Source organism: Camelimonas abortus (assembly GCF_042432745.1).
GTDB classification, from domain to species: domain Bacteria; phylum Pseudomonadota; class Alphaproteobacteria; order Rhizobiales; family Beijerinckiaceae; genus Camelimonas; species Camelimonas abortus.
The window spans coordinates 222,170-245,373 of record NZ_JBHLWR010000006.1 but is presented as its reverse complement, the minus strand read 5'-3'; the positions used below and the strand labels follow the sequence as shown (position 1 = coordinate 245,373).

Annotated in this window: 20 protein-coding genes and 1 riboswitch; of the genes, 12 read left to right on the top strand and 8 right to left on the bottom strand. The window is 72.3% G+C overall.

What is annotated here, in order from left to right:
* Positions 1-214 precede the first annotated feature (214 nt).
* Positions 215-1,075 carry a 2,3,4,5-tetrahydropyridine-2,6-dicarboxylate N-succinyltransferase gene (gene dapD, locus ACFFJB_RS03445; protein ID WP_376829506.1) on the bottom strand — a complete coding sequence of 287 codons (861 nt, stop codon included), beginning with the start codon at positions 1,073-1,075 and terminating at the stop codon, positions 215-217.
* Positions 1,076-1,320: 245 nt separating this feature from the next.
* Between dapD and ACFFJB_RS03440 the strand changes: the two genes are divergently transcribed.
* Together ACFFJB_RS03440 and ACFFJB_RS03435 are read left to right on the top strand one after the other, a co-directional pair.
* On the top strand, positions 1,321-1,749 hold the full coding sequence (locus tag ACFFJB_RS03440) for an MliC family protein (RefSeq protein ID WP_376829504.1): 429 nt from the start codon (positions 1,321-1,323) through the stop codon (positions 1,747-1,749).
* A 105-nt stretch (positions 1,750-1,854) separates the two neighbouring features.
* A complete protein-coding gene (locus ACFFJB_RS03435) occupies positions 1,855-2,748 on the top strand; it encodes an alpha/beta fold hydrolase (protein ID WP_376829502.1) in 894 nt (297 codons plus the stop codon).
* Positions 2,749-2,845: 97 nt separating this feature from the next.
* Here the strand turns inward: ACFFJB_RS03435 and ACFFJB_RS03430 are convergent, their stop codons facing one another.
* Both ACFFJB_RS03430 and thiC read right to left on the bottom strand, forming a co-directional pair.
* Positions 2,846-3,517 (bottom strand): YoaK family protein, encoded by a 672-nt coding sequence (locus tag ACFFJB_RS03430; RefSeq protein WP_376829500.1) that lies wholly within the window; start codon positions 3,515-3,517, stop codon positions 2,846-2,848.
* Between the two features lie 486 nt (positions 3,518-4,003).
* Positions 4,004-5,869: a phosphomethylpyrimidine synthase ThiC gene (thiC, locus tag ACFFJB_RS03425; RefSeq protein ID WP_376829498.1), complete on the bottom strand. Its 1,866-nt coding sequence runs from the start codon at positions 5,867-5,869 to the stop codon at positions 4,004-4,006.
* 163 nt (positions 5,870-6,032) lie between these two features.
* Positions 6,033-6,165, bottom strand: a riboswitch (TPP riboswitch).
* A gap of 154 nt (positions 6,166-6,319) precedes the next feature.
* Here thiC and ACFFJB_RS03420 point away from each other — a divergent pair.
* Entirely contained in the window at positions 6,320-7,105 is a 786-nt protein-coding gene (locus ACFFJB_RS03420; RefSeq protein ID WP_376829496.1) for an SDR family oxidoreductase, read from the top strand.
* A gap of 22 nt (positions 7,106-7,127) precedes the next feature.
* On the opposite strand, the gene ACFFJB_RS03415 is transcribed toward ACFFJB_RS03420, so the two are convergent.
* From ACFFJB_RS03415 to ACFFJB_RS03405, 3 genes are all read right to left on the bottom strand, one after another.
* Positions 7,128-7,973, bottom strand: a complete 846-nt coding sequence (locus ACFFJB_RS03415; RefSeq protein WP_376829494.1) for a class I SAM-dependent methyltransferase — start codon at positions 7,971-7,973, stop codon at positions 7,128-7,130.
* Positions 7,974-8,006: 33 nt separating this feature from the next.
* On the bottom strand, positions 8,007-8,696 hold the full coding sequence (locus ACFFJB_RS03410; RefSeq protein ID WP_376829492.1) for a pyrimidine 5'-nucleotidase: 690 nt from the start codon (positions 8,694-8,696) through the stop codon (positions 8,007-8,009).
* A gap of 229 nt (positions 8,697-8,925) precedes the next feature.
* Entirely contained in the window at positions 8,926-9,846 is a 921-nt protein-coding gene (locus ACFFJB_RS03405; protein WP_376829490.1) for a crotonase/enoyl-CoA hydratase family protein, read from the bottom strand.
* A gap of 262 nt (positions 9,847-10,108) precedes the next feature.
* On the opposite strand from ACFFJB_RS03405, the gene ACFFJB_RS03400 reads away from it, so the two are divergent.
* Entirely contained in the window at positions 10,109-10,894 is a 786-nt protein-coding gene (locus tag ACFFJB_RS03400; protein ID WP_376829488.1) for an SDR family NAD(P)-dependent oxidoreductase, read from the top strand.
* A gap of 89 nt (positions 10,895-10,983) precedes the next feature.
* Here the strand turns inward: ACFFJB_RS03400 and ACFFJB_RS03395 are convergent, their stop codons facing one another.
* Positions 10,984-12,015, bottom strand: coding sequence for an extensin-like domain-containing protein (locus ACFFJB_RS03395; protein WP_376829487.1), 1,032 nt, complete (start codon positions 12,013-12,015; stop codon positions 10,984-10,986).
* Between the two features lie 457 nt (positions 12,016-12,472).
* Here ACFFJB_RS03395 and rpmH point away from each other — a divergent pair, with 457 nt between their 5' ends.
* From rpmH to argB, 6 genes are all read left to right on the top strand, one after another.
* Positions 12,473-12,607, top strand: a complete 135-nt coding sequence (gene rpmH, locus ACFFJB_RS03390; protein WP_376829485.1) for a 50S ribosomal protein L34 — start codon at positions 12,473-12,475, stop codon at positions 12,605-12,607.
* Between the two features lie 26 nt (positions 12,608-12,633).
* Positions 12,634-13,119, top strand: coding sequence for a ribonuclease P protein component (gene rnpA / locus ACFFJB_RS03385; protein WP_376829483.1), 486 nt, complete (start codon positions 12,634-12,636; stop codon positions 13,117-13,119).
* Positions 13,116-14,879 carry a membrane protein insertase YidC gene (gene yidC / locus ACFFJB_RS03380; RefSeq protein WP_376829481.1) on the top strand — a complete coding sequence of 588 codons (1,764 nt, stop codon included), beginning with the start codon at positions 13,116-13,118 and terminating at the stop codon, positions 14,877-14,879. Before rnpA ends, yidC begins: the two co-directional genes overlap by 4 nt.
* Before the next feature lie 147 nt (positions 14,880-15,026).
* Positions 15,027-15,776 (top strand): ribosome biogenesis GTP-binding protein YihA/YsxC, encoded by a 750-nt coding sequence (gene yihA / locus ACFFJB_RS03375; protein WP_376829480.1) that lies wholly within the window; start codon positions 15,027-15,029, stop codon positions 15,774-15,776.
* 137 nt (positions 15,777-15,913) lie between these two features.
* Complete coding sequence (locus tag ACFFJB_RS03370) at positions 15,914-16,285, top strand: DUF423 domain-containing protein (RefSeq protein WP_376829478.1); 372 nt, start codon at positions 15,914-15,916, stop codon at positions 16,283-16,285.
* 154 nt (positions 16,286-16,439) lie between these two features.
* The gene (gene argB, locus ACFFJB_RS03365) at positions 16,440-17,327 is read left to right on the top strand and encodes an acetylglutamate kinase (protein ID WP_376829476.1); all 888 of its coding nucleotides are present in this window, start codon (positions 16,440-16,442) and stop codon (positions 17,325-17,327) included.
* A gap of 502 nt (positions 17,328-17,829) precedes the next feature.
* Here argB and ACFFJB_RS03360 read toward each other — a convergent pair.
* Positions 17,830-21,600: a hydantoinase B/oxoprolinase family protein gene (locus tag ACFFJB_RS03360; RefSeq protein ID WP_376829474.1), complete on the bottom strand. Its 3,771-nt coding sequence runs from the start codon at positions 21,598-21,600 to the stop codon at positions 17,830-17,832.
* A 249-nt stretch (positions 21,601-21,849) separates the two neighbouring features.
* On the opposite strand from ACFFJB_RS03360, the gene ACFFJB_RS03355 reads away from it, so the two are divergent.
* The gene (locus tag ACFFJB_RS03355; protein WP_376829473.1) at positions 21,850-22,335 is read left to right on the top strand and encodes a hypothetical protein; all 486 of its coding nucleotides are present in this window, start codon (positions 21,850-21,852) and stop codon (positions 22,333-22,335) included.
* A gap of 58 nt (positions 22,336-22,393) precedes the next feature.
* The gene (locus ACFFJB_RS03350; RefSeq protein ID WP_376829471.1) at positions 22,394-23,149 is read left to right on the top strand and encodes a ribonuclease T2 family protein; all 756 of its coding nucleotides are present in this window, start codon (positions 22,394-22,396) and stop codon (positions 23,147-23,149) included.
* Positions 23,150-23,204: the final 55 nt, after the last annotated feature.

The window sequence follows — 23,204 nt, the reverse complement described above, 5'->3', positions numbered from 1 at the left end:
GCGGGCGCGGCCCGACGGTCGCGCCCTGAATGTCACGGGCCAGGGGCCTCCGGCGCGGCCTGCGCGCGGCGGAACGGCCGCCCCCGCCGTCAGGCCCCGCCCAGGTCCGGCCCCACGCCGCCGCCGCGGCGGAACAAACGCCCTGGGCCGGCCCGGCGCGACGGGGCGGCGCGCGCAAGGCGCGAAGCGCCGTGCGCGCCGCCCGGTGGCGGGGTCAGTCCCGCAGCAGCTCGTTGATGGAGGTCTTGGAGCGGGTCTGGGCGTCCACCTTCTTGACGATGACGGCGCAGTAGAGCGAGGGGCCGGGCGCGCCGTCCGGCAGCGGCTTGCCGGGCAGGCTGCCGGGCACCACCACCGAATAGGGCGGAACGCGGCCCACGAACACCTCGCCCGTGGCGCGGTCGATGATCCTGGTCGAAGCGCCGAGATAGACGCCCATGGAGAGCACCGCGCCCTCGCCCACGATCACGCCCTCGGCCACCTCGGAGCGGGCGCCGATGAAGCAGTTGTCCTCAATGATCACCGGGCCGGCCTGCAGCGGCTCCAGCACGCCGCCGATGCCGACGCCGCCGGAGAGATGCACGTTCTTGCCGATCTGGGCGCAGGAGCCGACCGTGGCCCACGTGTCCACCATCGTGCCCTCGTCCACATAGGCGCCAAGGTTGACGAAGGAGGGCATCAGCACCACGCCCGGGGCGATATAGGCGCTGCGGCGCACCACCGAGCCGGGAACGGCGCGGAAGCCGGCCGCGCGGAAGCGGGCGGCGTCCCAGCCGGCGAACTTGGAGGGTGCCTTGTCCCACCAGCAGGCGCCGCCGGCGGCGCCGGAGACCAGCTCCATGTCGTTGAGGCGGAAGGAAAGCAGCACCGCCTTCTTCAGCCACTGGTTGACGGTCCATTCGCCGTCGGCGCCCTTCTGGGCCACGCGGGCCTTGCCGCTGTCCAGCAGGTCCAGGGCCGTCTCCACCGCGTCGCGGATCTCGCCCCTGGTCGAGAAATCCACTTCGGCGCGCCGTTCAAAGGCGGCTTCGATAACGGCTTCGAGCTGCGCGTATTCGCCCGTCTGGGTGGCCATGTCCGTCACAATCTCTTGCTGCTGGCCCTCCGGCGGAGCCGGGGGGCGGCGTGGAACGGGGACGGACGGACGCCGCGCGCCCGTCCGGAGGATCAGACGGGTTGTCTGCGCAAGCGGCGCGCGGAGTCAAGCGCAGCCGCGGGCGGGGACTTGCCGGCGCGCCCCGGAGCGGCGACCCTTGCGCGCCGGAAACTCCGTCCACCGCAACAGGCCGCCGGCCACCCCGGCGCCGGAAAGGATGATTCATGACCAGCCTGCCGTGGCGTCGCGCCGCCCGCTCCCTCCCGCCGCGCCGCGCCGCAGCGACGCTGCTGGCGACGCTGCTGGCTCCCGCCGCCATGGCCGCTCCGGCGGCCGGCGGCGAGCCGAAGCGGCCGCAGCCGCCCGCGCCGCCCGTCACCTTCGTCTGCGCCGACGGCGCCCGCATCGTCGCCCGGTTCCCGGACGCCAGCATCGCCATGCTGACGGTGGGCGAGGACCGCTATGAGCTGAAGGCCGCCGTCTCCGGCTCCGGCGCGCGCTATGAGGGCGGCGGCGTGGAGTTCTGGGAGCATCACGGCGTGGCGCGCTTCACCCGCGACGGAAAGGAAACCGAATGCCGGCCTCTGGACGCGCCCGGCGCCGGCGCCGCGGAAGGCGGAAGCGCCCCCGCCCCGAAACCGGCGGGAAAATGAGGCGCCTCCGGCGCATGGGACAAATACGTCGTTGCGTATACAATTGACGCCGACCACCGATGACCCGCCCCGCGCCGGCCGCGGGGCCGCAACGACGGAAACGCCATGAAACGTATCAGCATCCGCCTCGCCGACGGGGACATGTCCTGCCTGATGTGGGACGAAGCCGGCGAACAGGCGCCGCTGCTGCACCTCGCCCACGCCACCGGCATGAACGCCCAGTGCTACCGCCAGCTTGGCGAACTGCTGAAGCACCGCTTCCGCATCATCATGAGCGACGCCCGCGGCCATGGCTTCAGCACCTTGCCGGCTGATCCGGACGCGCAGGAGGACTGGTCCGGCTTTGAGCGCGACCTGCACGGCCTGCTCAGCCATTTCGGCGAGCCTGCGCTGCTGGTCGGCCACTCCATGGGCGCCACGGTGACGCTGATGTACGCCGCCGCCAGCCCGGCCCTGGTTCGCGGCGTGGTGCTGATCGACCCGGCGGTGATCTCGCTGGAGAAAGCCGACGCGCTGGTCGCGGCCAGGCGCGCCGGAACCGCCGGCGACAACGAACTGGCCGCCGGCGCCCGCAAGCGCCGCCGCCACTGGACGTCGCGCGCGGAGATCCGGGAGAAATACGACGGCCGCGGCATGTTCGCCTGGTGGAAGGAAGGCATTCTCGACGACTACCTCGACGGCGGCCTGATCACCCACGCGGACGGCAGCGTCTCGCTGGCCTGCGCGCCGGAGTGGGAGGCGGCCACCTTCAACTGCATCGACATTCTGCGGGTGTGGAAAATGGCGCCGCGGCTTTCCGTGCCTGCGGCGCTGCTACGCGCGGAAGTGCGCAGCACCCTCACGGAGAATGACGAGGCCGCGTTCAAGCGGCTGGTTCCACATCTGGAGACGCAGTTCGCCCCCGGCCGCAGCCACTTCCTGCCCATGGAGGACCCGGGGCTGGCGGCGGACTTCATCCTGCGCCAGGCCGACCGCATGCTGGCGCGCGCCGCCGCCTGAGCGTTCCGTCTCCGGTTCCGCGCCGGGCGCGCGCCGCCCGCGCGTCCGCCCTGGCGTGGCGCCGCCTTGCGTGAGGCGGCGCCATTTCCGTTTCGCCTCAGCGGCGCATGGCGATGATCTGGTGGACGATGGCGAGGGCGCCGGCCCAGATGATCGGCGTCACCAGCGCCACGTCGTCGCCGGCGTGGATCAGCGCCATCACGCCGGCGAGCGCGCCGCAGCACAGCGCCAGCCATGACAGGGCGTAGGGGATGAACTCCGCGGCCGGCGCCTTGCGCAGCAGCCAGCGCGCCGCCCCTTGGGCGAAGCCGACGAAGGCGCCGGTGACGAAAGTGCCGCCCACCGCGGCGCCGTTCACCACGCGCCGGGCGTTGTTGAGCAGCCCCATGGCGAAGGCCAGCGGCAGCAGATGCAGGGTGTTGACGCCGAACTCGCGCACCATCACCAGCGACACGGCCAGCACCATGGCGGCGATGGCGAACAGCAGCGCGTGCGAGCGCGTGCGCGACCTCTCGCGCATCACCGCGCCGAAGAACACGCCGGCGAAGAAGGCGCCGAGGGCGCAGCCCACCTGCGCCGCCCAGCTGTGCTGGCCGCTGGCCAGGGCCACCGCCAGCTGGGTGGTGTTGCCGCTCATGAAGGAGACGAACACGCCGCCGAGCAGCAGCCAGCCGATGCCGTCCACATATCCTGCAAGCGCCACCTGCAGCGCCAGCAGGGCGATCTGGGCTGGGACCGGCAGACGGTCGACCGGCGACGGCAGATTCATGCGTGGCCTCCGGCAGGCGGCGGGACGGCGCTGGCTGGACGGATGGGCGGGAACGCCGGCGGGACCCGGCGACGCGGCTCCTTCCGCAGCGGCGGACACAGGGAAAACCGCATCCTTCCGGGCGGTCGCGCTCCCTGGTTGGCGACGGACGTCCGTCGCCGTTGGGGAAACGGGCGCTATCATCGTCATGTCGGCGGTTGTGGACAAGCTGTCCGCAGCGAACCGCCCATGGGCGCCCGCAGGCGCCGGCCGCCTCGCGCACGGCGCGTCCGGGCGGCGACGGCGGCGCCGGCCCGCGCCTTGCGCGGCCAAGACGCAGGTTTTTCGCGGCTCCGCCCTGCCGGCGGTCGGCGCTGGCGATACGGCGCAGGCGCTGTCGCCGGCGCGCCGCGCCCGCTGCGCCACAACGCCGCAGGCGGACGCCAGCGCGCGGCGGCGCGGGAATGCGCGGCGCGCTCCCGCAGGCGGCTGGCGGCGGGAGCCCCCTCAGTCCCCCCGCTCCACGTAAATGCGCCCGCCGGCGGCGGCGAATTCGGCCGCCTTTTCGCGCATGCCGCGGGCCGCCTCCTCCAGGGCGCGCCGCCTGTCGTCGTCCATGGCCGCCGCGTCCGCCCGCAGCTCGTGACTGATCCGCATCGAGCAGAACTTCGGCCCGCACATGGAGCAGAAATGCGCCAGCCTGTGCGCCTCCTTCGGCATGGTTTCGTCGTGGAAGGCGCAGGCGGTGTCCGGGTCGAGCGACAGGTTGAACTGGTCGTCCCAGCGGAAGTCGAACCGCGCGCGGGAGAGCGCGTCGTCGCGCAGCCGCGCCGCCGGATGTCCCTTGGCCAGGTCCGCCGCATGGGCCGCCAGACGGTAGGTGATGACGCCGGTCTTCACGTCGTCGCGGTTGGGCAGGCCGAGGTGCTCCTTGGGCGTCACGTAACAGAGCATGGCCGTGCCGAACCAGCCGATCATCGCCGCGCCGATGGCGGAGGTGATGTGGTCATAGCCCGGGGCGACGTCGGTGGTGAGCGGGCCCAGCGTGTAGAAAGGCGCCTCGCCGCAGGCCTTGAGCTGCCTGTCCATGTTGGCCCGGATCTTGTGCATGGGCACATGGCCGGGCCCCTCGACCATGACCTGGCAGCCCCTGTCCCAGGCGATTCTGGTCAGCTCTCCCAGGGTCTCCAGCTCGGCGAACTGGGCCGCGTCGTTGGCGTCGGCGATGCAGCCGGGCCGCAGCCCGTCTCCCAGCGAGAAGGAGACGTCGTAGCGGCGCATGATGTCGCAGATCTCGTCGAAGCGCTCGTAGAGGAAGTTCTCGCGGTGGCGCGCCAGGCACCAGCGCGCCATGATCGAGCCCCCGCGCGACACGATGCCGGTGACCCGGTTCGCCGTCAGCGGCACATGGGCGAGGCGCACGCCGGCGTGAATGGTGAAATAGTCGACGCCCTGCTCGGCCTGCTCGATGAGCGTGTCGGCGAACACGTCAAAATCGAGTCTGGCCGGATCGCCGCCCACTTTCTCCAGCGCCTGGTAGACCGGCACCGTGCCGATGGGCACCGGCGCGTTGCGGATGATCCAGCTGCGTATGTTGTGAATGTTGCGGCCGGTGGAGAGGTCCATCACCGTGTCGGCGCCCCAGCGCGTGGCCCAGACCAGCTTCTCCACCTCCTCCGCCGCGCCGGAGGTGACGGCCGAATTGCCGATGTTGGCGTTGATCTTCACCAGGAAGTTGCGGCCGATGATGGTGGGCTCCAGCTCCGGGTGATTGATGTTGGCGGGGATGATGGCGCGGCCGCGCGCCACCTCCTGGCGCACGAACTCCGGGGTGATGAAAGGCGGAATCTCCGCCCCGAAATCCTCGCCGTCGGCGCGGCGCGCCGCCGCCTCCCCGGCCATGGCCTGGCGGCCAAGGTTCTCGCGGTGGGCGACGTAGATCATCTCCTCGGTGATGATCCCGGCGCGGGCGAACTCCAGCTGCGTCACCAGCTGGCCGTCGCGGCCGCGCAGGGTCGGCCGCCGCGCCGGACAGGGCGGCGCCAGCCGGTCGCCGGTCGCGCCGCCATTGTCCTCGGGACGCACCGGCCGCGGCTCCACCGGCTCGAAGCCGCGGGCGGCGATCCACGGCGCGCGCGGCTGGGGCAGGCCGGCGGCGAGATCGATGGCCGCCTGCGGATCGGTGTAGGGACCGGAGGCGTCATAGACGCGGAACGGCGGCTCGCCGGAATCCGGCGACAGCGCGATCTCACGGAACGGCACGCGAATGTCCGGCCGGCCCGCCGGCGAGCTGTAGATCTTGCGGGAGCCGCGGATGGGCCCGGTGGTGACGGTCGCGGGCGCGCGGGCGCCGCCGGGGATGGCGTCGGTCATGATCGTTCCTGCCCTGGTCTGTCGGGGAAAGATGCGGGCCGCGCCGGCGGACGCAGGGCGTGAAACGGAACGGTGAAACGGGGCGCGTCGCGCGCCGCCCGGGCGGCGCGGCGGCTGCTCCATGGCGGAGCGGCATGCGCAAGGGCGCATGCGTCAGACGCGCGGCGCTGCAACTTCCTGTCCCTCCGCCGGCATGACCCGGTTCAGGTTCAAAGGGTCACCACTGCGTCCTGCGCCCCACGGAGCGCCGACAGGCGGTATCTCAGCCCTCGCGAAGGGCCCCCCTCGGAATGGCGTGAATGTGCGCGATCGCCGCAGGACCGTCAATGCGCCGGCGCCGCGTCCGGGCGCGCCGGCGCTTCCTGAGCCCGCCTTGCCTCGCCCCGCGGGCGGTTGCAAAACTGCCGCCACGCCGGCGGCCGGCCGCCGGCGACAGGAAGAGGAACCATCGTGAGCACCGCCCCGCAGACGCGCCCCGCCCCTTTCCGCCTCGACGGCCAGGTCGCGCTGGTCACCGGCTCCGGCCGGGGGCTGGGGCTGGAGATCGCGCTGGGCCTCGCCCGCGCCGGGGCGACCGTCATTCTCTCCGGCCGCGACGGCCGCCGCCTCGCGGCGGCGCGCCGCCGGCTGGCGGACGAGGGCCTGGAGGCGCACGCGCTCGCCTTCGACCTCACCGACGACGCGGCGGTGACGGCGGCGCTGGCGGAGATCATGCGGCGCTTCGGCCGCCTCGACATTCTGGTGAACAACGCCGCCGCGCGCGACCGCCGCCCGCTGGAGCAGTTCGGCCCCGGCGACATGCAGGCGCTGCTCGCCGCCAATGTGGCCGCGCCGTTCGAGATCAGCCGCAAGGCGGCGGCGCTGATGAAGCAGGCCGGCCACGGCCGCATCATCAACATCACCTCCATCGCCGCCCACATCTCGCGCTCCGGCGACGCGCTCTACACGGCGTCAAAGGGCGGCCTCGACGCCATGACCCGGGCGCTGGCGGCGGAGCTGGGCCCGCACGGAATCACGGTCAACGCCGTGGCGCCCGGCTATTTCGCCACGGAAGCCAACGCCGCCATGGCGGCGGACCCGGCCATCGCCGCCTGGCTCGGCCAGCGCACCTCCCTCGGCCGCTGGGGCCGGCCGGAGGAGATCGCCGGGGCGGTGGTGTTCCTCGCCTCGCGCGAGGCCTCCTACGTCACCGGCCATTCGCTGGCGGTGGACGGCGGCTTCCTGGCGCATTTCTGAACCCCGCCGGCCGGGGCGCGTCTCAGGCCCGCGCCGTCACCAGCCACACCGCCGCGTCCAGCCACACGGCGCCGTCGCGCTCGTGGCGGCGCAGCATGGCGGCCACCTTCTCCCGCGCCGCCGTGGTCGCCTCCGGCTGTTCGCGCAGCACGCCGGCGAGCGGACCGATGCGCATGGCCAGCTCCAGCGCCACCGCGAAGGGCTGGCCGCCCACCTGCCGGTCGTATGGCGCCACCGTCACGTCGCGAAAGCCCGCCTGCTCCAGGATGGCGCGGATCCGCGCCGGGTCGGCGAAGGCGAACGGGCCCGGCGCCAGCGGATCGCTTTTCGGCGGCTTGACCGGAAAGGTCTCCCACGCGGCGCGGTACGGGGCGAGCAGCACCGGATTTTCATCGGGCCGGCGCCAGCAGACGAAGGCGAGCGGCGCGCCCGGGCGCATGCTGCGGCGGATGTTGGCGAAGGCCGCCGGCGGATCGTCAAAGAACATCACGCCGAAGCGCGAGAAGGCGGCGTCGAACGGCGGACCGCCGGCGGCGAGACAGGCGACCTGGGCGTCGGCCTCGACGAAGGCGACGTTGCGCGCGCCGCGCTGCGCCGCCAGCTCCCGCGCCCGCGCCAGCATGGGGGCGGAGATGTCCACGCCCACCGCCGCGCCGGAGCCGGCCCGCGCCGCCAGCGCGAACGTGTCCGCGCCGCAGCCGCAGCCGATGTCGAGCAAGCGCTGGCCGTCCGCCACCGGCAGCAGGGCGAGGGCCGCCTGCGACAGCGGCGCGAACTGCGCGTCGAGAATCTCGTGCAGCTCCACCCAGGAGCGTACGGCCCCCGTGTTCCAGAACTCCGCCTGGGCGGCGTTGGGCCGTGCGGTCATGCTCTCTCCCCTCTGCGTCCTGTCCGGCCTGGTTCAGGCCGCGGCGGCGACCTCCTCCAGGAAGCCCACAAGATCATCGGTGACATGGTCGACGTGGGCCAGCTCCTCGCGCGCCTGCTCGAAGGGCTCGCGATAGGGGTCGGGCGTGGCCGGCAGCACCAGGGTGGTGGTCATGCCGAGGGCGTGGGCGGGCGCAAGGTTGCGCGCCATGTCCTCGAAGAACACCGCGCGGGCAGGATCCACCTCATGGCGCTCGACCAGCATCTCATAGGCCCCCTGCTCCGGCTTGGGGACGAAATTGGCGGCCAGGATGTCGAAGCAGCCGTGGAAATGTTCGTACACGCCGAGTTTGCGGCAGATGTTCTCGGCGTGGCGGGCGGAGCCGTTGGTGAAGATCAGCTTGCGGCCAGGCAGGGCGCTGATGGCCTTCGCCAGCCGCTCGTTGGGGCTGAGCAGGCTGAGGTCGACGTCGTGGACGAAGTCCAGGTACTCGGCCGGATCGAGGCCGTGCTCGTCCATCAGCCCGCGCAGGGTCGTGCCGTGGCTGTAATAGTACTGCTTCTGCAGCCGGCGCGCCTCGACCGGATCCAGCGAGAACATGCGCGCCACGAATTCGGTGATGCGCTGGCCCACCTGGGGCCAGATCTGCGCCTCGTGGGAATAGAGCGTGTTGTCGAGGTCGAAGATCCAGGTGTCGACGTGGGCGAAACCGCGTGTACGCAACGTAGGCTCCAGCAGGCAGGCCCCGGCGGGGCGTGTCCGTCGGACCGTTGTTTACCGCCAGACGGCGCGGCCCGCATCATTTTCCGCAACGCGGGCGCCGCCGGGGCGGCCCTGGCGGGCGCCCGCGGACGCCCCGGCGCGCGCCGGGAAAACGCCTGGCGCAACGCATCCATGAAAAAGGCCCCGGATCGCTCCGGGGCCCGCCGCGGCCGCAGGGCCGGCGATGACCTTACCTGTACTCCGGCTCGTCGAACCAGGGGAAGAACGACGGCATGTCAGTGGAGACCTGGTCCGGGAAGTTGGGCAGGCGCTTCTCGAGGAAGGAGGCGACGCCCTCCTGCACGTCGCGCTGCTTGCCGCGCCAGAAGATGGCGCGGCTGTCCACGCGGTGGGCCTCCATGGGGTGGCTGGCGCCCAGCATGCGCCACATCATCTGGCGGGTGAGCGCCACCGAGACCGGCGCGCTGCGCTCGCTCCACTGGCGGGCGATCTCGCGGGCGCGCGGCAGCAGCTCGTCCGCCGGCACCACCTCCTTCACCAGGCCGCCGGCGAGGGCCTCCTTCGCGTCGAACACGCGGCCGGAGTAGCACCAGTCCACCGCCTGCTGGATGCCGACGATGCGCGGCAGGAACCAGCTGGAGCAGGCCTCCGGCACGATGCCGCGCTGGGTGAACACGAAGCCGAAGCGGGCGTTCTCCGAGGCGATGCGCACGTCCATCGGCAGCTGCATGGTGGCGCCGATGCCCACGGCCGGGCCGTTGACGGCGCCGATGACCGGCTTCAGGCTGTTGAAGATGCGCAGGGTGAGGCGGCCGCCGCCGTCGCGCACCGCCGGGTCGGCGGCGAGGTCCGGCTTGCCGTCGCGGCCGAGCGGCAGGTCGTCGGTGCTGCGGCGGGTCTCGTAGTTGAAGGTGTTTCCGCCGGCGGCGAGATCGGCGCCGGCGCAGAAGGCGCGCCCCTCGCCGGTGACGATGACCACGCGCACGCTGTCGTCCGCGTCGGCCCGGTCGAACACCTCGATCATCTCCTGCATCATCTGGCCGGTGAAGGCGTTCAGACGGTCAGGACGGTTCAGGGTCAGGGTGAGGACGCCGTCAGAAAGCTCGGTCTTGATGGTCGAGCCCTCGGTCTTGATCGATTCGTAGGACATGCTGCTTCCCGCGTTTGCTCCCTGGCCGCGTCCGCCGGGGTGGACGCCGCCGCGTTATCATCTGGCGTCGCGCGCCGGTGCGCGCGCCGGTCCCTTGTCCGCGGTCCTGCCCCCGCGCCGGCGCGGCGCGCGGCCGGCCGGGCAGGACCGTCCGTCCCCCTGTTGTGACAGAACAAACGTTAGATAGGAAGCCTCTTCCGCCGCGACGCTCCCCCATGCTAGCTGTGGAGCAATTTCCGGAAGGGCATGCAGGAGGATGCGCATGTACAAGGAGTTTGACCTGTCGAACCGCGTGGCCATCGTCACCGGCGGCAACGGCGGCATTGGCCTCGGCATGGCCGACGCGCTGGTGCGGGCCGGCTGCTCGGTGTCGATCTGGGGCCGCAATCCGCAGAAGAACGAGGCGGCGCTGGCGCAGCTGAAGGCGCATAACGCCGGCAAGGTCGAGGCGCGCATCTGCGACGTCTCCGACCGCGCGTCGATCGAGGAGGCGTTCCGCGGCACGCTGGCGGCCTTCGGCCGCGTCGACGGCTGCTTCGCCAACGCCGGCATCGGCGGCGGCGGCCGCAAGTCGTTCGTCGACCGCACGCCGGAGGAGTGGCGCGAGATGTTCGCCACCAACCTGGACGGCGTGGTGCAGGTGTTCCAGCTGGCGGCGCGCCACATGATCGAGCGCGCCGGGAAGGGCGACGCCTTCGGCCGTCTGGTGCCCACCTCGAGCCTGGCGTCCATCTCCGGCACCGCCCGCAACGAGCACTACGCCGCCACCAAGGCCTCGCTGAACGCGCTGGTGCGCGCCCTGGCGGTGGAGCTGGCCCGTTACGGCATCACCGCCAACGCCATCCTGCCCGGCTGGATCAGGAGCGACATGACCCAGGGCATCATGAGCAACGAGAAGTTCCTCAACAACGTGCTGCCGCGCATCCCCATGCGCCGCTTCGGCGAGCCGTCCGACTTCGGCGGCATCGCCGTGTACCTGATGAGCGCCGCCTCGTCCTACCACACCGCCGACACGCTGCTGATCGACGGCGGCTACGCGGTGTTCTGATCCGCGCTGCAGGCGACGGAATCCGGGCCGGCCCGCGCAGGGCCGGCCTTATTGTCGCGCGCCGCGCAAGGCGCGCGGCGCCGCCGGGCTCAGCGCAACAGGTCGTCGATGGAGCGCGGCCCGCCGGCGTGGCCGCCTGCGCCGGCGGCGGCCCATGCCCCCGCGCCGGCGCCGTCCGGATCGCCGCCGTCGTGGGGCTGGCCCTGGTCCGCAGGGAGGCCGGCGTCGTCCTGCGGCTCCGCGCCCGCCGCCCCGGCGGGCTCCGCCGCCGCCGTCTCCTCGACCGGGAATGACTGGCCGGGGATTGACCGGCCGCCTGCGGCCGGCGCCGCGGCGTAGGCGCCGTAGGACTGCTGCGGCTGGTCCGGCCCCGGCTCGAACGGCGCCGGAACCATGGGCGACCATTTCAGCACCGGCCTGCAGATCATGCGGCCGCGGCCGTGGCGGGCGAGATCGAGATGCAGGTGGTCGTGGTGGTAGGCGTCGGAGCCCGGGCCCAGCACGGTGCTGAAACGCGCGCAGGCCCCGGTGAACACCGTGCGCAGGAACTCCTGGTCGGCGGGGGTCCCGCGCCAGCCCCGCTTCACGCTGACGCGGCGGCCGTCGGCGAGGGTCAGCCCCATGAAATCGGCGGCGTTGCCGAAGGCGTGCTCCGAGCGGCGGCCGCGCCGGCCATTGTTGATACGCCGGCAGGAGTAGGAGCCGAAGTCAATCGCGGCCACCGGCGAGCCGTAATATTTCAGCGCGGCGGGAATCACCACGTTCGCCGTCCATTCCTCAAGGGCCGCGATCATCGGGCAGGCGAGCACGCCCGGGGTCCTGAGCCGCACGGCGCCGTTGAGAATGGCTGTGACGCGGAACGGCGCGTCCATGCCGCAGGCGCCGGGGCCGTTGATGGCCCGCATGCGCTGCATGAAGGCGGACGGGCGCACCTGCTTGCGGGCGAGGCACTGGGCCTCGGCCTGGCTGCGCCACGGTTCGCGCTTCTCGGTTTCGAACATGCCGCAGCCGGCGAGGGCGAGCACGAAGACGGCGGCCAGAATCGCCTGCAGGCGCGCGAGGGCGCGCGGACCGCGTCGCGGCCCGCCGGCGTGGCTGCGGTGTCTGTTCATGCGCGCCATGCGTCTGCTCCGTTACGGGGCGGCGCGCCCCTGCCCTTCCGGCTCCCCTGCTCCCCCACCGGTCAGGCAGCCTGACGGCGCGCCCCTAACAGGAGCTGAATCGCAGGCGCGCGGACGGGCGCGGCGCGGCGCGAACGCGCGCCGGATTTTCGCCATGGTTTACATTGGGTTAATGGAAGGCCGCGGCGACGCCCGGCGGCGCGCGGCGCAGGCGCCGCCCCGGCCGCGCGCCTGCGGACGGGAGCCCGGCCGCGGCGCGGCGTGAGGCGCGCGGCGCGCGTTGACTTTGCCCCCGGCTTCCTCCATAAGCCGGCCATGGGTTGGCGGGCGCCCGCATGGGCGCCGTTTGCTTTTTGACCGAGAAATTCAATCTGCGCCGCGGACGCGCCGCCCGAGGCTCCGTCTGCGGCGAAGGCGGGCGGTCTCCGCCGCAGCCGCATACGACCGGAGATGAGCCGTGAAGAGGACCTATCAACCGAGCAAGATCGTGCGCAAGCGCCGTCACGGTTTCCGCGCGCGCATGGCGACTGTCGGCGGCCGCAAGGTCATCGCCGCCCGCCGCGCCCGCGGTCGCAAGCGCCTGACGGCCTGATCCCTGCGGAAGCGGAGGCTGCGCCTGTGACCCGCGTCGCAGCCGCGGCCTTCAGGCTGAAGAAACGCGCCGAATTCGTCGCCGCGGCGGCGGGGCACCGTTTCCATACGCCGCGAATGACGGTTCAGGGAATCATGCGCAGCCCGGATGCAGACGTCGGCGCCGGCGTGCGCGTCGGTTTCACGGTGACGAAGCGCATCGGGAATTCGCCTGAACGCAACAGGATCCGCCGTCGCCTCCGGGCGGCGGCCGACATCGCCAGGCGCTCCTGGCCTGAGGCTCCGCTGGACCTGGTGCTGGTCGCCCGTCGCGAAGCCATCGCAGCTCCCTTTGAACAGCTCGTCGAAGACCTGCGCAGGGCCGCCCCGGCGTTGCTGGCCGGAAAGGGCGCGCCCGCGCCGAAACACGTCCAGGACAGGTCGCGCCAGGACAGGTCGCGACGGCGCGGCCGGGGCGCGGCGCGCGCGCCCGGCGACGCACAGGCCCGGACAACAACGGACAACAGCCCATGAGCGATGACAATCGCAATCTGATCGTGGCGATCGCCCTGTCGGTCGCCGTGCTGATTGGATGGACGTATTTCTTTGGTCAGCCGGGCCAGTCCGCCAAACCTCCGGCCCAGACCGCGGCCAGCGCCACGGCGCAGCCCGGCCAGGCCGGCGCGATTCCCGCCCTGCCGCCGAGCCGTGAGGCCGCGCTGCTCAACGCGCCGCGCGTGACCATCGACACCCCCGCCATCCGCGGCTCCATCAGCCTCGCGGGCGGACGCATCGACGACATCGCCCTCAAGCACTACCGCGAGACGGTGAACCCCAACAGCCCGAACATCGTCCTGTTCTCGCCGCTCGGTTCGCCGCACCCCTATTACGCCGACTTCGGCTGGGTGGGCGAGGCCGGGGCCAGCGTGGCGCTACCCGGCCCGACCACCGTGTGGACCGCCGACAGCGACCGCCTCACCCCGGAGAAGCCGCTCACCCTCACCTGGGACAACGGCCAGGGCCTCGTGTTCACCCGCGTCATCTCGGTGGACGACAACGCCATGTTCACCATCCGCCAGTCGGTGAGGAACAATGGCGGCGCGCCGGTGACGCTGTATCCGTTCTCGCTGGTGTCGCGCTGGGGCACGCCGCCGACCCAGGGCTATTACGTGCTGCATGAGGGCCCGGTGGGCGTGCTCGGCGACGCCGGCCTGCAGGAGCCCACCTACGCCAGCCTCGCCAAGGACGACGTGCTCTACGGCAAGGTGCGCGGCCAGGTGTTCCGCGACGCCGTGGGCGGCTGGATCGGCATCACCGACAAGTACTGGGCCGCGGCGCTGGTCCCGGACCAGAAGACGCCGTTCGAGGGCCGCTTCACGGTCACCGAGGCCACGCAGCCCATCTACCAGACCGACATCCGCGGCGCCGCCGTCGCCGTGGCCCCGGGTGCCGAGGCGGAGAACACCGTGCGCCTGTTCGCCGGCGCCAAGCAGGTCTCCGCCATCGACGGCTACGAGCGCGAATACGGCATCCGCAAGTTCGACCTGCTCATCGACTGGGGCTGGTTCTACTTCATCACCAAGCCGATGTTCTTCCTGCTGGACTTCATCTTCCGGCTGGTGGGCAACTTCGGCGTGGCCATCCTGCTGGTCACCGTGCTGGTGAAGGTGGTGTTCTTCCCGCTGGCCAACCGCTCCTACGCCTCCATGGCCAAGATGAAGGCCGTGCAGCCGGAGATGATGGCCATCCGCGAGCGCTACGCCGACGACCGCGTGAAGATGCAGCAGGAGACCATGGAGCTGTACCGGCGGGAGAAGATCAACCCCGTCTCCGGCTGCCTGCCCGTGCTGATCCAGGTTCCGGTGTTCTTCGCCCTGTACAAGGTGCTGATGGTCACCATCGAGATGCGGCACGCGCCGTTCTTCGGCTGGATCCGCGACCTCGCCGCGCCCGACCCGACGAACCTGTTCACGCTGTTCGGCCTCATCCCGTGGACGCCGCCGGCCATGCTGCATCTGGGCGTGTGGCCTATCATCATGGGCGTGACCATGTTCCTGCAGATGAAGATGAACCCGGAGCCGCCGGACCCGGTGCAGCGCGCCATGTTCAGCTGGATGCCGGTGATCTTCACCTTCATGCTCGGCTCGTTCCCGGCGGGCCTGGTGATCTACTGGAGCTGGAACAACTTCCTCTCGATCCTGCAGCAGGGCTTCATCATGAAGCGCCACGGCGTGAAGATCGAGCTGGCGGACAATCTGAAGAAAATGTTCGCCCGCAAGGAAAAATCAGCCTGACGCGCCTGGCCCGTCCCGGCTTTCCTTTAACGCGTCCCGGCCAGCCGCTGGCCGGGACGCTCCGTTTTCAGGGCCGCGCCGGACCAGCCGCGGTCGACGCCGCCGCCGCGCCGGACTATAAGGCCGGCCGACAGCCGGAGGTCCGAGATGAGCACCCAAGCCCCCGACGACGCCAGCCCGCTTCCCGCCGGCGCGCCCGCCGCGGACGCCGCAGCCGCGCCTGAGCCCGCCCCTTTCGGTCCGGAGCTGCTGGAGACCGGCCGGCGGCTGTTCGCCGGGCCGGCGGAGTTCTACTGGGCGACGGCGAAAATCGACGGCCTGCCGCCCATGGACGGGGTTGAGGTGGCCTTCGCCGGCCGCTCCAATGTGGGCAAGTCGAGTCTGGTCAACGCCCTCACCGGCCGCAACACCCTGGCGCGCACCTCCAACACGCCGGGGCGCACCCAGCAGCTCAACTTTTTCCGCGTCGGTCCGGAATGGGGCCGGTTTTCGCTGGTGGACATGCCTGGCTACGGCTTCGCCGCCGTCAACCGCGAGAAGGTGGCGGCATGGACGCGGCTGATCCAGGATTATCTGCGCGGCCGCGCCAGCCTTGCCCGCGTCTATGTGCTGGTCGACGCCCGCCACGGACTGAAGGCCATTGACCTTGGCGTGCTGGACGGGCTCGACCGCGCCGCCGTCTCCTACCAGATCGTGCTCACCAAGACCGACGCGCTGAAGAAATCCGAGCTCGGACCGCGCGTCGCCGGCGTGGAGGAGGCGCTGCGCCGGCGCCCGGCGGCCTATCCGCAGGTGCTGGCCACCTCCAGCCGCACGGGCGCCGGGATTGCGGAAGCGCGCGCCGCCGTGGTGCAGCTGCTGCGCGAGCGCGGACTGCCGGCGCGGCCGCCGGAATGAGATCCACACGGCGGCCTGCATGAAGCCCCGCCCGCGGCGCGCCAATCGCCGCAGCCGCCCCCGGCCCGCTGGACCTGGCGGGCGCGGTCGTGAATTGTGGGCCGTCTTTTCCGGATGACGATGGAGCGGACCAGACCATGGCCGAGCGCCTTCTGCTGATCCTTGGGGCCATCGCCGGCTTCGCCGGCGTGATGGCCGCCGCCGCCGCGGCCCATGTGGGCGGCGGCGACAACCTGCGCGTCAGCGCCCAGTTCCTGCTGTTTCACGCCCCGCTGCTGGCGGCGGCGCCGGCCATCGTGCGCAGCGGCGCGGTGCGACGCGGCCCCGCCCTGCTGGCGCTGATGCTGGCGGCCTTTGGCGTGGCGCTGTTCAGCGGCCAGCTGGCGCTGCGGGCGCTGGCGGATGCGTCGCTGTTCTCCATGGCCGCGCCGACGGGCGGAACGCTGCTGATGCTGGGCTGGCTGCTGCTGGGCGTCTCGGCGCTGCTGCCGGCCCGCCGGGCCAGCTGAGGCCCCGCCCCCGGCGCGCCTGCGGCGCGGACATTGACCGCGCCGGGCGAACGTGGTGAACAGGGCGCGCGAAATGTCACCAGGGCGCGGGCAGCCCGCTGCGGGCGGCCGCGCCCGGCGTCCATGGCTTTGATCCGGTGAACGGCAGGCGCTCATGACCGAACTTCCAGACGTATTCACCCAGGCCGAAATTCTGGTTCAGGCCCTGCCGCACATGCAGCGCTACGACCAGGAGATTGTCGTCATCAAGTACGGCGGCCACGCCATGGGCGACCCGGAAGCGGCGCGCGACTTCGCCCAGGACGTGGTGCTGCTGGAGCAGGCCGGCGTGAAGCCGGTGGTGGTGCACGGCGGCGGCCCGCAGATCGGGCGGATGCTGGAGAAGCTCGGCATCAAGTCGGAGTTCGCCAACGGCCTGCGCATCACCGACAAGGCCACGGTGGAGGTGGTGGAGATGGTGCTGGCCGGCGCCATCAACAAGCAGATCGTCGGCACCATTTCCGCCGAAGGCGGCCGGGCCATCGGCCTGTGCGGCAAGGACGGCAACATGGTGATCGCCCGCAAGGTCGGGCGCGTGGCCGCCACCGACTCCAACATCGAGAAGCACATTGACCTTGGCTTCGTGGGCGAGCCGGAGCGGGTGAACCGCGCCGTCCTCGACGCGGTTCTGGCGGCGGAGCTCACCCCGGTTCTGGCCCCGGTGGCCAATGGCGTCGACGGCGCCACCTATAACGTCAACGCCGACACGTTCGCCGGCGCTATCGCCGGCGCGCTCCGCGCCAAGCGCCTGCTGCTGCTCACCGACGTGCCGGGCGTGCTCGACCGCGACGGCAGGCTGCTGCCGGAGCTGACCGTTGACCAGGTGCGCGACCTCATCGCCGACGGCACCATCACCGGCGGCATGATTCCGAAGGTCGAGACCTGCATTTACGCGCTGGAGCAGGGCGTCGAAGGCGTGGTGATCCTCAACGGCAAGACGCCGCACGCCTGCCTGCTCGAGCTGCTCACCGACCACGGCGCCGGCACGCTGATCCGCAAGTAACCGCGGTTTCCGGCCGCGCATCGCGTGACGCCCGGGGCTCTCCCGGGCGTTTGCGTCCGGGGCCCGCCGCCGGCGCGGCGGACGGGCGGGGCGTGGAAGAACCGGACGGCGCGGAAGGCGACCCTCCGCCTGGCGACGCGCGGGCGCGCGCCGGCGGGCGCGCTCGGGCGGCCGGAAAGACAGCCCGTGGCGGCGGCCCGGAAATGGTCAGGGCGGACGACGGCGCGCTGCGGTTCGCCGTCACGCCCGGCCGCCGGGGCGTCGCGCCGCCGCTCCTCTTCCGCCCGCGGCCGCCTCCGCTGTCCGCCGCCGTCTCTGGCCTGCCCTGCGCGCCTGGCGCCGCCTTCCCCGCCTGTCCGACGTCACGTCACATGCCCCGGGACAGGCCCGGCATGACGGCGGTTGGGACGGGGCGTCGGGCGAAACGCCCCCGCGGCGACGCGGCGGGCCGGAGAGCGCCGGAGGCTGGGGGCGTCAGCGCGGACGCACGCGGCGGCGCCCCTCAGCGGCCGCGCAGCGCCGGGTCGCCGAAGCCGCCGCCGGTGGGGGTGATCACCGTCACCGCCTCCCCGGCCTCCAGGGTCAGCGCGGCGCAGCCGCCGACGTCCTCCACCGAACCGTCCAGACGGCGGACCAGATTGCGGCCGGGCTCGCCCGGCAGTCCGCCATGCAGGCCAGGCGCCGGCACGCGCCGCCGGCCCGAGAGAATCGCGCATTCCATCCGCTCGCGGAAACGGATGGTGCGGCTGACGCCGTCGCCGGCGTTCCAGCGGCCGCGCCCGCCCGAGCCTTCGCGGATGTGGAAGTCCTCCAGCACCACCGGGAAACGGCTTTCCAGCACCTCCGGATCGGTCAGGCGCGAGTTGGTCATGTGCGTCTGCACCGCCGCCGCGCCGTCGAAACCGTCCGCCTGGGTCGCCGTCGCCGGATTGTAGAACGTCCCGCGCACGCCGGCCGGCGCGCCGGAGCAGATGGTCTCGTAATACTGGCGCCGGTCGTCGCCGAAGGTGAGGTTGTTCATGGTGCCCTGGGCCGTGCCCAGCACGCCGAGCGCGCCGAACAGGCAGTCCGCCACCGCCTGGCTCACCTCCACATTGCCGGCCACCACCGCCGCCGGCCAGCGCGGCGAGAGCATGGAGCCCTCCGGCACGATGATCCGCAGCGGCCGCAGGCAGCCGGCGTTCATGGGAATGTCATCCCCCGCCAGCACGCGGAACACGTAGAGCACCGCGGCGCGGGTCACCGGCTCCGGCGCGTTGAAATTGTCCGGCTGCTGCGGCGAGGTGCCGGTGAAATCCACCGTCGCCCCCTGCCGGTCCGGATCGATGGTGATGCGCGCCCGGATCTGGCGGCCCTGGTCCATCCGCACGGTGAATTCGCTGTCGCGCAGTCCCGCCAGCACCCGCCGCACGCTGGCGGCGGCGTTGTCCTGCACGTGGCCCATATAGGCGTGCACCACCTCGAGGCCATATTGCGCCACCATGCGGCGCAGCTCGGCGGCGCCCTTTTCGTTGGCGGCGATCTGCGCCTTCAGGTCGCTCACGTTCTGGTCGATGTTGCGCGCCGGCCAGCGGGCCCCGGCCAGCAGCGCGCGCAGCTCCGCCTCGCGCAGGCGCCCCTGGTCCACCAGCAGGAAGTTGTCGATATGGACGCCCTCCTCATCAATGGTCCGGGCGCGCGGCGACATGGAGCCGGGCGCCACGCCGCCGATGTCGGCGTGATGGCCGCGGGAGGCCACCCAGAACAGGATGCGCTCGCCCCCGGCGTCGAACACCGGCGTGCATACGGTGACGTCCGGCAGGTGGGTGCCGCCGTGATAGGGCGCGTTGAGGCAGAACACGTCGCCGGGGCGGATGCGCGGATTGCGGGCGATCACCGCCGCCACCGATGCGTCCATGGAGCCCAGATGCACAGGCACGTGCGGCGCGTTGGCCACCAGATTGCCCGCCGCGTCGAAAATGGCGCAGGAGAAGTCCAGCCGCTCCTTGATGTTCACCGAGCTGGCGGTGTTCTGCAGCGTCACCCCCATCTGCCCGGCGATGGAGACGTAGAGATTGTTGAAGATCTCCAGCCGCACCGGATCGACCGCGCTGCCGGACGGACGCCGCCCCGGCCGGGGAGCGACGCGGGTGAGGACCAGCTCGCCGCCGGCGCGCATGGCGGCGCGCCAGCCCGGCTCCACCACCACCGTCTGGTTGGGCTCGACGATGATGGCCGGCCCGTCGACGAACGCCCCCGGCTGCATGCTGTCGCGCGCCGCCACCGGCCCTTCCCGCCAGGCGCCCTGGCTGAAGAAGCGCGTGCGGCGCAGCTCCGGCGCCGGCGCCGGCGGCGCCTCCGCGGCGGCCGCCTGCGCGCCGGGCCGGGCGCCGCCGCCCACGCACTCCACTTCCAGCGCCTCCGCCACCAGCTGGCGGTGCGGCGCGTCAAAGCCGTAGCGCTGGCGGTGGGCGGCGGCGAAACGGGCGGCGATGTCCGCCGCCGCGTCGCCCGGCAGCAGGGGAACGTGCAGGGCGCTGTCCGAACCGGCGTGGCGCACGTGAACGCGCACGGCGACCCGGACGTCGTCGCTGATCCCCTGCCCGGCCAGCTCGGCCCGGCACTCGTCCTCCATGGCGGCCGCGAGGGCCGCCAGCCGCGCGGGAGCCGCCTCGTCGAGCGCCAGGTCGAGGCTGCGGCTGCGCGCGGCGGCGATGTCGGCGAGGCCCATGCCCCAGGCGGACAGCAGGCCGGAGAACGGGTGAACCAGCACCGTCTCCATGCCGAGCGCGTCCGCCACCAGGCAGGCGTGCTGGCCGCCGGCGCCGCCGAAACAGTTGAGGACGCAGGCGGTGACGTCATGGCCGCGCTGCACCGAGATGCGCTTGATGGCCTCGGCCATGTTGGCCACGGCGATGGCCACGAAACCGTCCGCCACCTCCTCGGGCGTGCGGCCGTCGCCCACCTCCGCGGCGAGGCGCGCGAAGGCCTCGCGCACGCAGTCCGCGTCCAGCGGCTGGTTCTGCTGCGGTCCGAAGATCGCCGGAAACAGCTCCGGATCCAGCTTGCCGAGCATGACGTTGGCGTCGGTGAGGGCCAGCGGGCCGCCGTTGCGGTAGCACATGGGCCCCGGCATGGCGCCGGCGGATTCAGGACCGACGCGGAAACGGGCGCCGTCATAGCGCAGCAGCGAGCCGCCGCCGGCCGCCACGGTGTGAATCATCATCATCGGCGCGCGCATGCGCACGCCCGCCACCACGGTTTCGAAGACGCGCTCATAGGCCGGAGCGTCGCCTTCCAGCGCCGTGGTTCCGTCAAAATGGGCGACGTCGGTGGAAGTGCCGCCCATGTCGAAGCCGATGACCCTGGGGAAACCGGCGGCCAGCGCCGTGCGCGCCATGCCGACCACGCCGCCGGCCGGGCCGGAGAGAATGGCGTCGCGCCCCTGGAACAGGCCGGCGGCGGTGAGCCCGCCGGAGGATGTCATGAACATCAGCCGCACGCCGTCGCTGTCCGCGCCGGCGGCCAGATCCACGCCCAGCTCCTCCGCCAGCTGGGCGACGTAGCGGCCGAGCACCGGCGAGAGATAGGCGTCCGCCACGGTGGTGTCGCCGCGCCCGACGTAGCGGATCATCGGCGACACCTCGTGCGAGGCCGAAACCTGGGCGAACCCCATGGCGCGGGCGATCTCCGCCGCCCGCCGCTCGTGCTGCGGGTAGCGCCAGGCGTGCATGAAGACGATGGCCAGCGCCTTCCAGCCTTCCGCCTTCAGCCGGGCGAGCTGCGCGCGCAGCGCCGCCTCGTCCAGCGGCCGCTCCACGACGCCGTCGGCGAGAATGCGCTCGTCCACCTCGATCACGGTTCCGTAGAGCTGGTCGGGCTTGACGATCTCGCGGGCGAAGATGTCCGGCCGGGCCTGGTAGCCGATGCGCAGCGCGTCGCGGAAGCCGCGGGTGGCCAGCAGCGCCGTGGGCTCGCCCTTGCGCTCCAGCAGGGCGTTGGTGGCCACGGTGGTGCCCATGCGGATCTCGCCGATGAGCCCCTTCGGCGCCGGCGCGCCAGGCGGCAGCCCCAGATGCTCGCGGATGCCCTGAACGGCCGAATCGCGCCATGTCGCGCCCGGCGCCGCGGCGCCGTCCTTCAACGCCGGGTTGTGGGAGAGCACCTTGCGCGCGTGCAGCCGCCCCTGCGGATCGCGGGCGATGACATCGGTGAAGGTGCCGCCGCGATCAATCCAGAAATCCCAGCGACCGCGCCGGGGCGGCGCGGCTGGCGGCTGCTGCTGTTGCGTCATTCCCTGCTCCCCAAGCACTGCTTCCAGGGCGCCGCGCCCCGGGCCCTGCTCCCAACCCCTGCCTCCAGGGCCCGCGGCCGGCACACGGCGCGGACCGGCCAGGGCCGCCCGGAACGGAAGGCCTCCGGCGGCGTCTGCAACCGGAGACATGACGATGGTCATGACGGCGCGGTCATGGCATAACGTCGATGCCGGGCGACGGCGCCGGGCCTTCCGGATCACCCGGAGTGATTGCGACGGGCAGGAACCATGTTCAAGCAGATTTCGACCCTGTTTCTCACCTTGGCGACCGCCCTGCCGGCGACGGCCCTGGCCGGCGCGGCCGCGGCCCGCGACCAGGTTCCGGCCGAGACCCGCGTCGCGCCCTGGAGCGGGGCCGTGCCCGGCTGCGCCGAGAACATGGTGCTGTACAAGGTGGCGCATCGTTTCGGCCGGACCGAGTCCCGCTACTGGAACTCGAATCTGGCCATCGACGGCTTCGACCATGTGACGGAGCTGGCCTACCGGCCCTACGGCGCGGACTTCATTCCGCGCCGCTACTGCAGCGCCCGCGCGTGGATGTCTGACGGCGAGCGCCGCACCGTGTACTATACGGTGACCGAAGCCATGGGGCGGCCCGGCCCCGGCCTGCTCAACGCCGGCTATGAACCCTACGGCGTGGAGTACTGCATCGTCGGCCTCGACCGCGGCTGGGCCTACCCGCCGGCCTGCCGTTCGTTCCGGCCGCGCAACTGAGCCGCGCCGCCGCCGCCGGCGGCGGTGACGTGTCCGCAACGTCCTGCAGCGAAACGCCATGTCCATCAGGCCCAAACATGTTCTGGGCGGCGCGGCGGTCGCAGCCGTCCTGCTTGTCGCCGGCGTCGCAGGCGACGCGCTGGTTTTCAGCCGCGCGCCGGAAAGCATTCCGGCGCCGGGCGGCTTCATCACGCCGGCCGAGGCCCGCTCCGCCCGGCCGCGCGTCACTTATGGCGCGCCGGCCGGCCAGTTTGACCATTACGTTCTGGCCCTTTCCTGGTCGCCGGCGTTCTGCGAGCGCGAAGGCCAGCGCAAGGGGCGCAGCCAGTGCGCGCCGGGGCGCCGCCATGGCTTCGTGGTTCATGGACTGTGGCCGCAGTATGCCGGCGGCGGCTATCCGGCCGAATGCGCGGCGGCGCCGCGCCAGCCCACGCGCATGGCGCTGGACATCGCCGCCGGGGTGTTTCCGGACGAAGGCCTCGCCCGTCACGAGTGGCGCAGGCACGGCGTGTGCTCCGGCGACCCGCCGGCCGACTATTTCCGCAACGTGAAGCGGGCGCGCGACGCCGTGGCGATTCCGGAGGCTTACGGCAACCCCTCCCGGCCGCTGCGCGCCACGGCCATGGAGCTGAAGCGCGCCTTCGCCGCCGCCAATCCGGGCCTGCGGCCGGACATGATTGACGTCGTCTGCCGGCGCGGAGCGCTGCAGGAGGTGCGCATCTGCTTCAGCAGGGACCTGCGCCGTTTCCAGAGCTGCAACGACAGCGGGCCGCCGCGCTGCCGCTCCGCCTTCGTCGTGCAGCCGCCAATGTAGACATTCGCGGCGCGGCGGCGCACAACCGCGCCAGACGCCCCCATCCCGGCGCGGC

Coding starts and splice junctions, on each gene's coding strand:
- dapD (WP_376829506.1), bottom strand. CDS start 1,075: ATGGCCACCCAGACGGGCGAATACGCGCAGCTCGAAGCCGTTATCGAA.
- ACFFJB_RS03350 (WP_376829471.1), top strand. CDS start 22,394: ATGTCCATCAGGCCCAAACATGTTCTGGGCGGCGCGGCGGTCGCAGCC.
- ACFFJB_RS03400 (WP_376829488.1), top strand. CDS start 10,109: ATGTACAAGGAGTTTGACCTGTCGAACCGCGTGGCCATCGTCACCGGC.
- yihA (WP_376829480.1), top strand. CDS start 15,027: ATGAGCACCCAAGCCCCCGACGACGCCAGCCCGCTTCCCGCCGGCGCG.
- yidC (WP_376829481.1), top strand. CDS start 13,116: ATGAGCGATGACAATCGCAATCTGATCGTGGCGATCGCCCTGTCGGTC.
- ACFFJB_RS03370 (WP_376829478.1), top strand. CDS start 15,914: ATGGCCGAGCGCCTTCTGCTGATCCTTGGGGCCATCGCCGGCTTCGCC.
- ACFFJB_RS03355 (WP_376829473.1), top strand. CDS start 21,850: ATGTTCAAGCAGATTTCGACCCTGTTTCTCACCTTGGCGACCGCCCTG.
- ACFFJB_RS03360 (WP_376829474.1), bottom strand. CDS start 21,600: ATGACGCAACAGCAGCAGCCGCCAGCCGCGCCGCCCCGGCGCGGTCGC.
- argB (WP_376829476.1), top strand. CDS start 16,440: ATGACCGAACTTCCAGACGTATTCACCCAGGCCGAAATTCTGGTTCAG.
- thiC (WP_376829498.1), bottom strand. CDS start 5,869: ATGACCGACGCCATCCCCGGCGGCGCCCGCGCGCCCGCGACCGTCACC.
- ACFFJB_RS03415 (WP_376829494.1), bottom strand. CDS start 7,973: ATGACCGCACGGCCCAACGCCGCCCAGGCGGAGTTCTGGAACACGGGG.
- ACFFJB_RS03440 (WP_376829504.1), top strand. CDS start 1,321: ATGACCAGCCTGCCGTGGCGTCGCGCCGCCCGCTCCCTCCCGCCGCGC.
- ACFFJB_RS03395 (WP_376829487.1), bottom strand. CDS start 12,015: ATGGCGCGCATGAACAGACACCGCAGCCACGCCGGCGGGCCGCGACGC.
- ACFFJB_RS03435 (WP_376829502.1), top strand. CDS start 1,855: ATGAAACGTATCAGCATCCGCCTCGCCGACGGGGACATGTCCTGCCTG.
- ACFFJB_RS03405 (WP_376829490.1), bottom strand. CDS start 9,846: ATGTCCTACGAATCGATCAAGACCGAGGGCTCGACCATCAAGACCGAG.
- ACFFJB_RS03430 (WP_376829500.1), bottom strand. CDS start 3,517: ATGAATCTGCCGTCGCCGGTCGACCGTCTGCCGGTCCCAGCCCAGATC.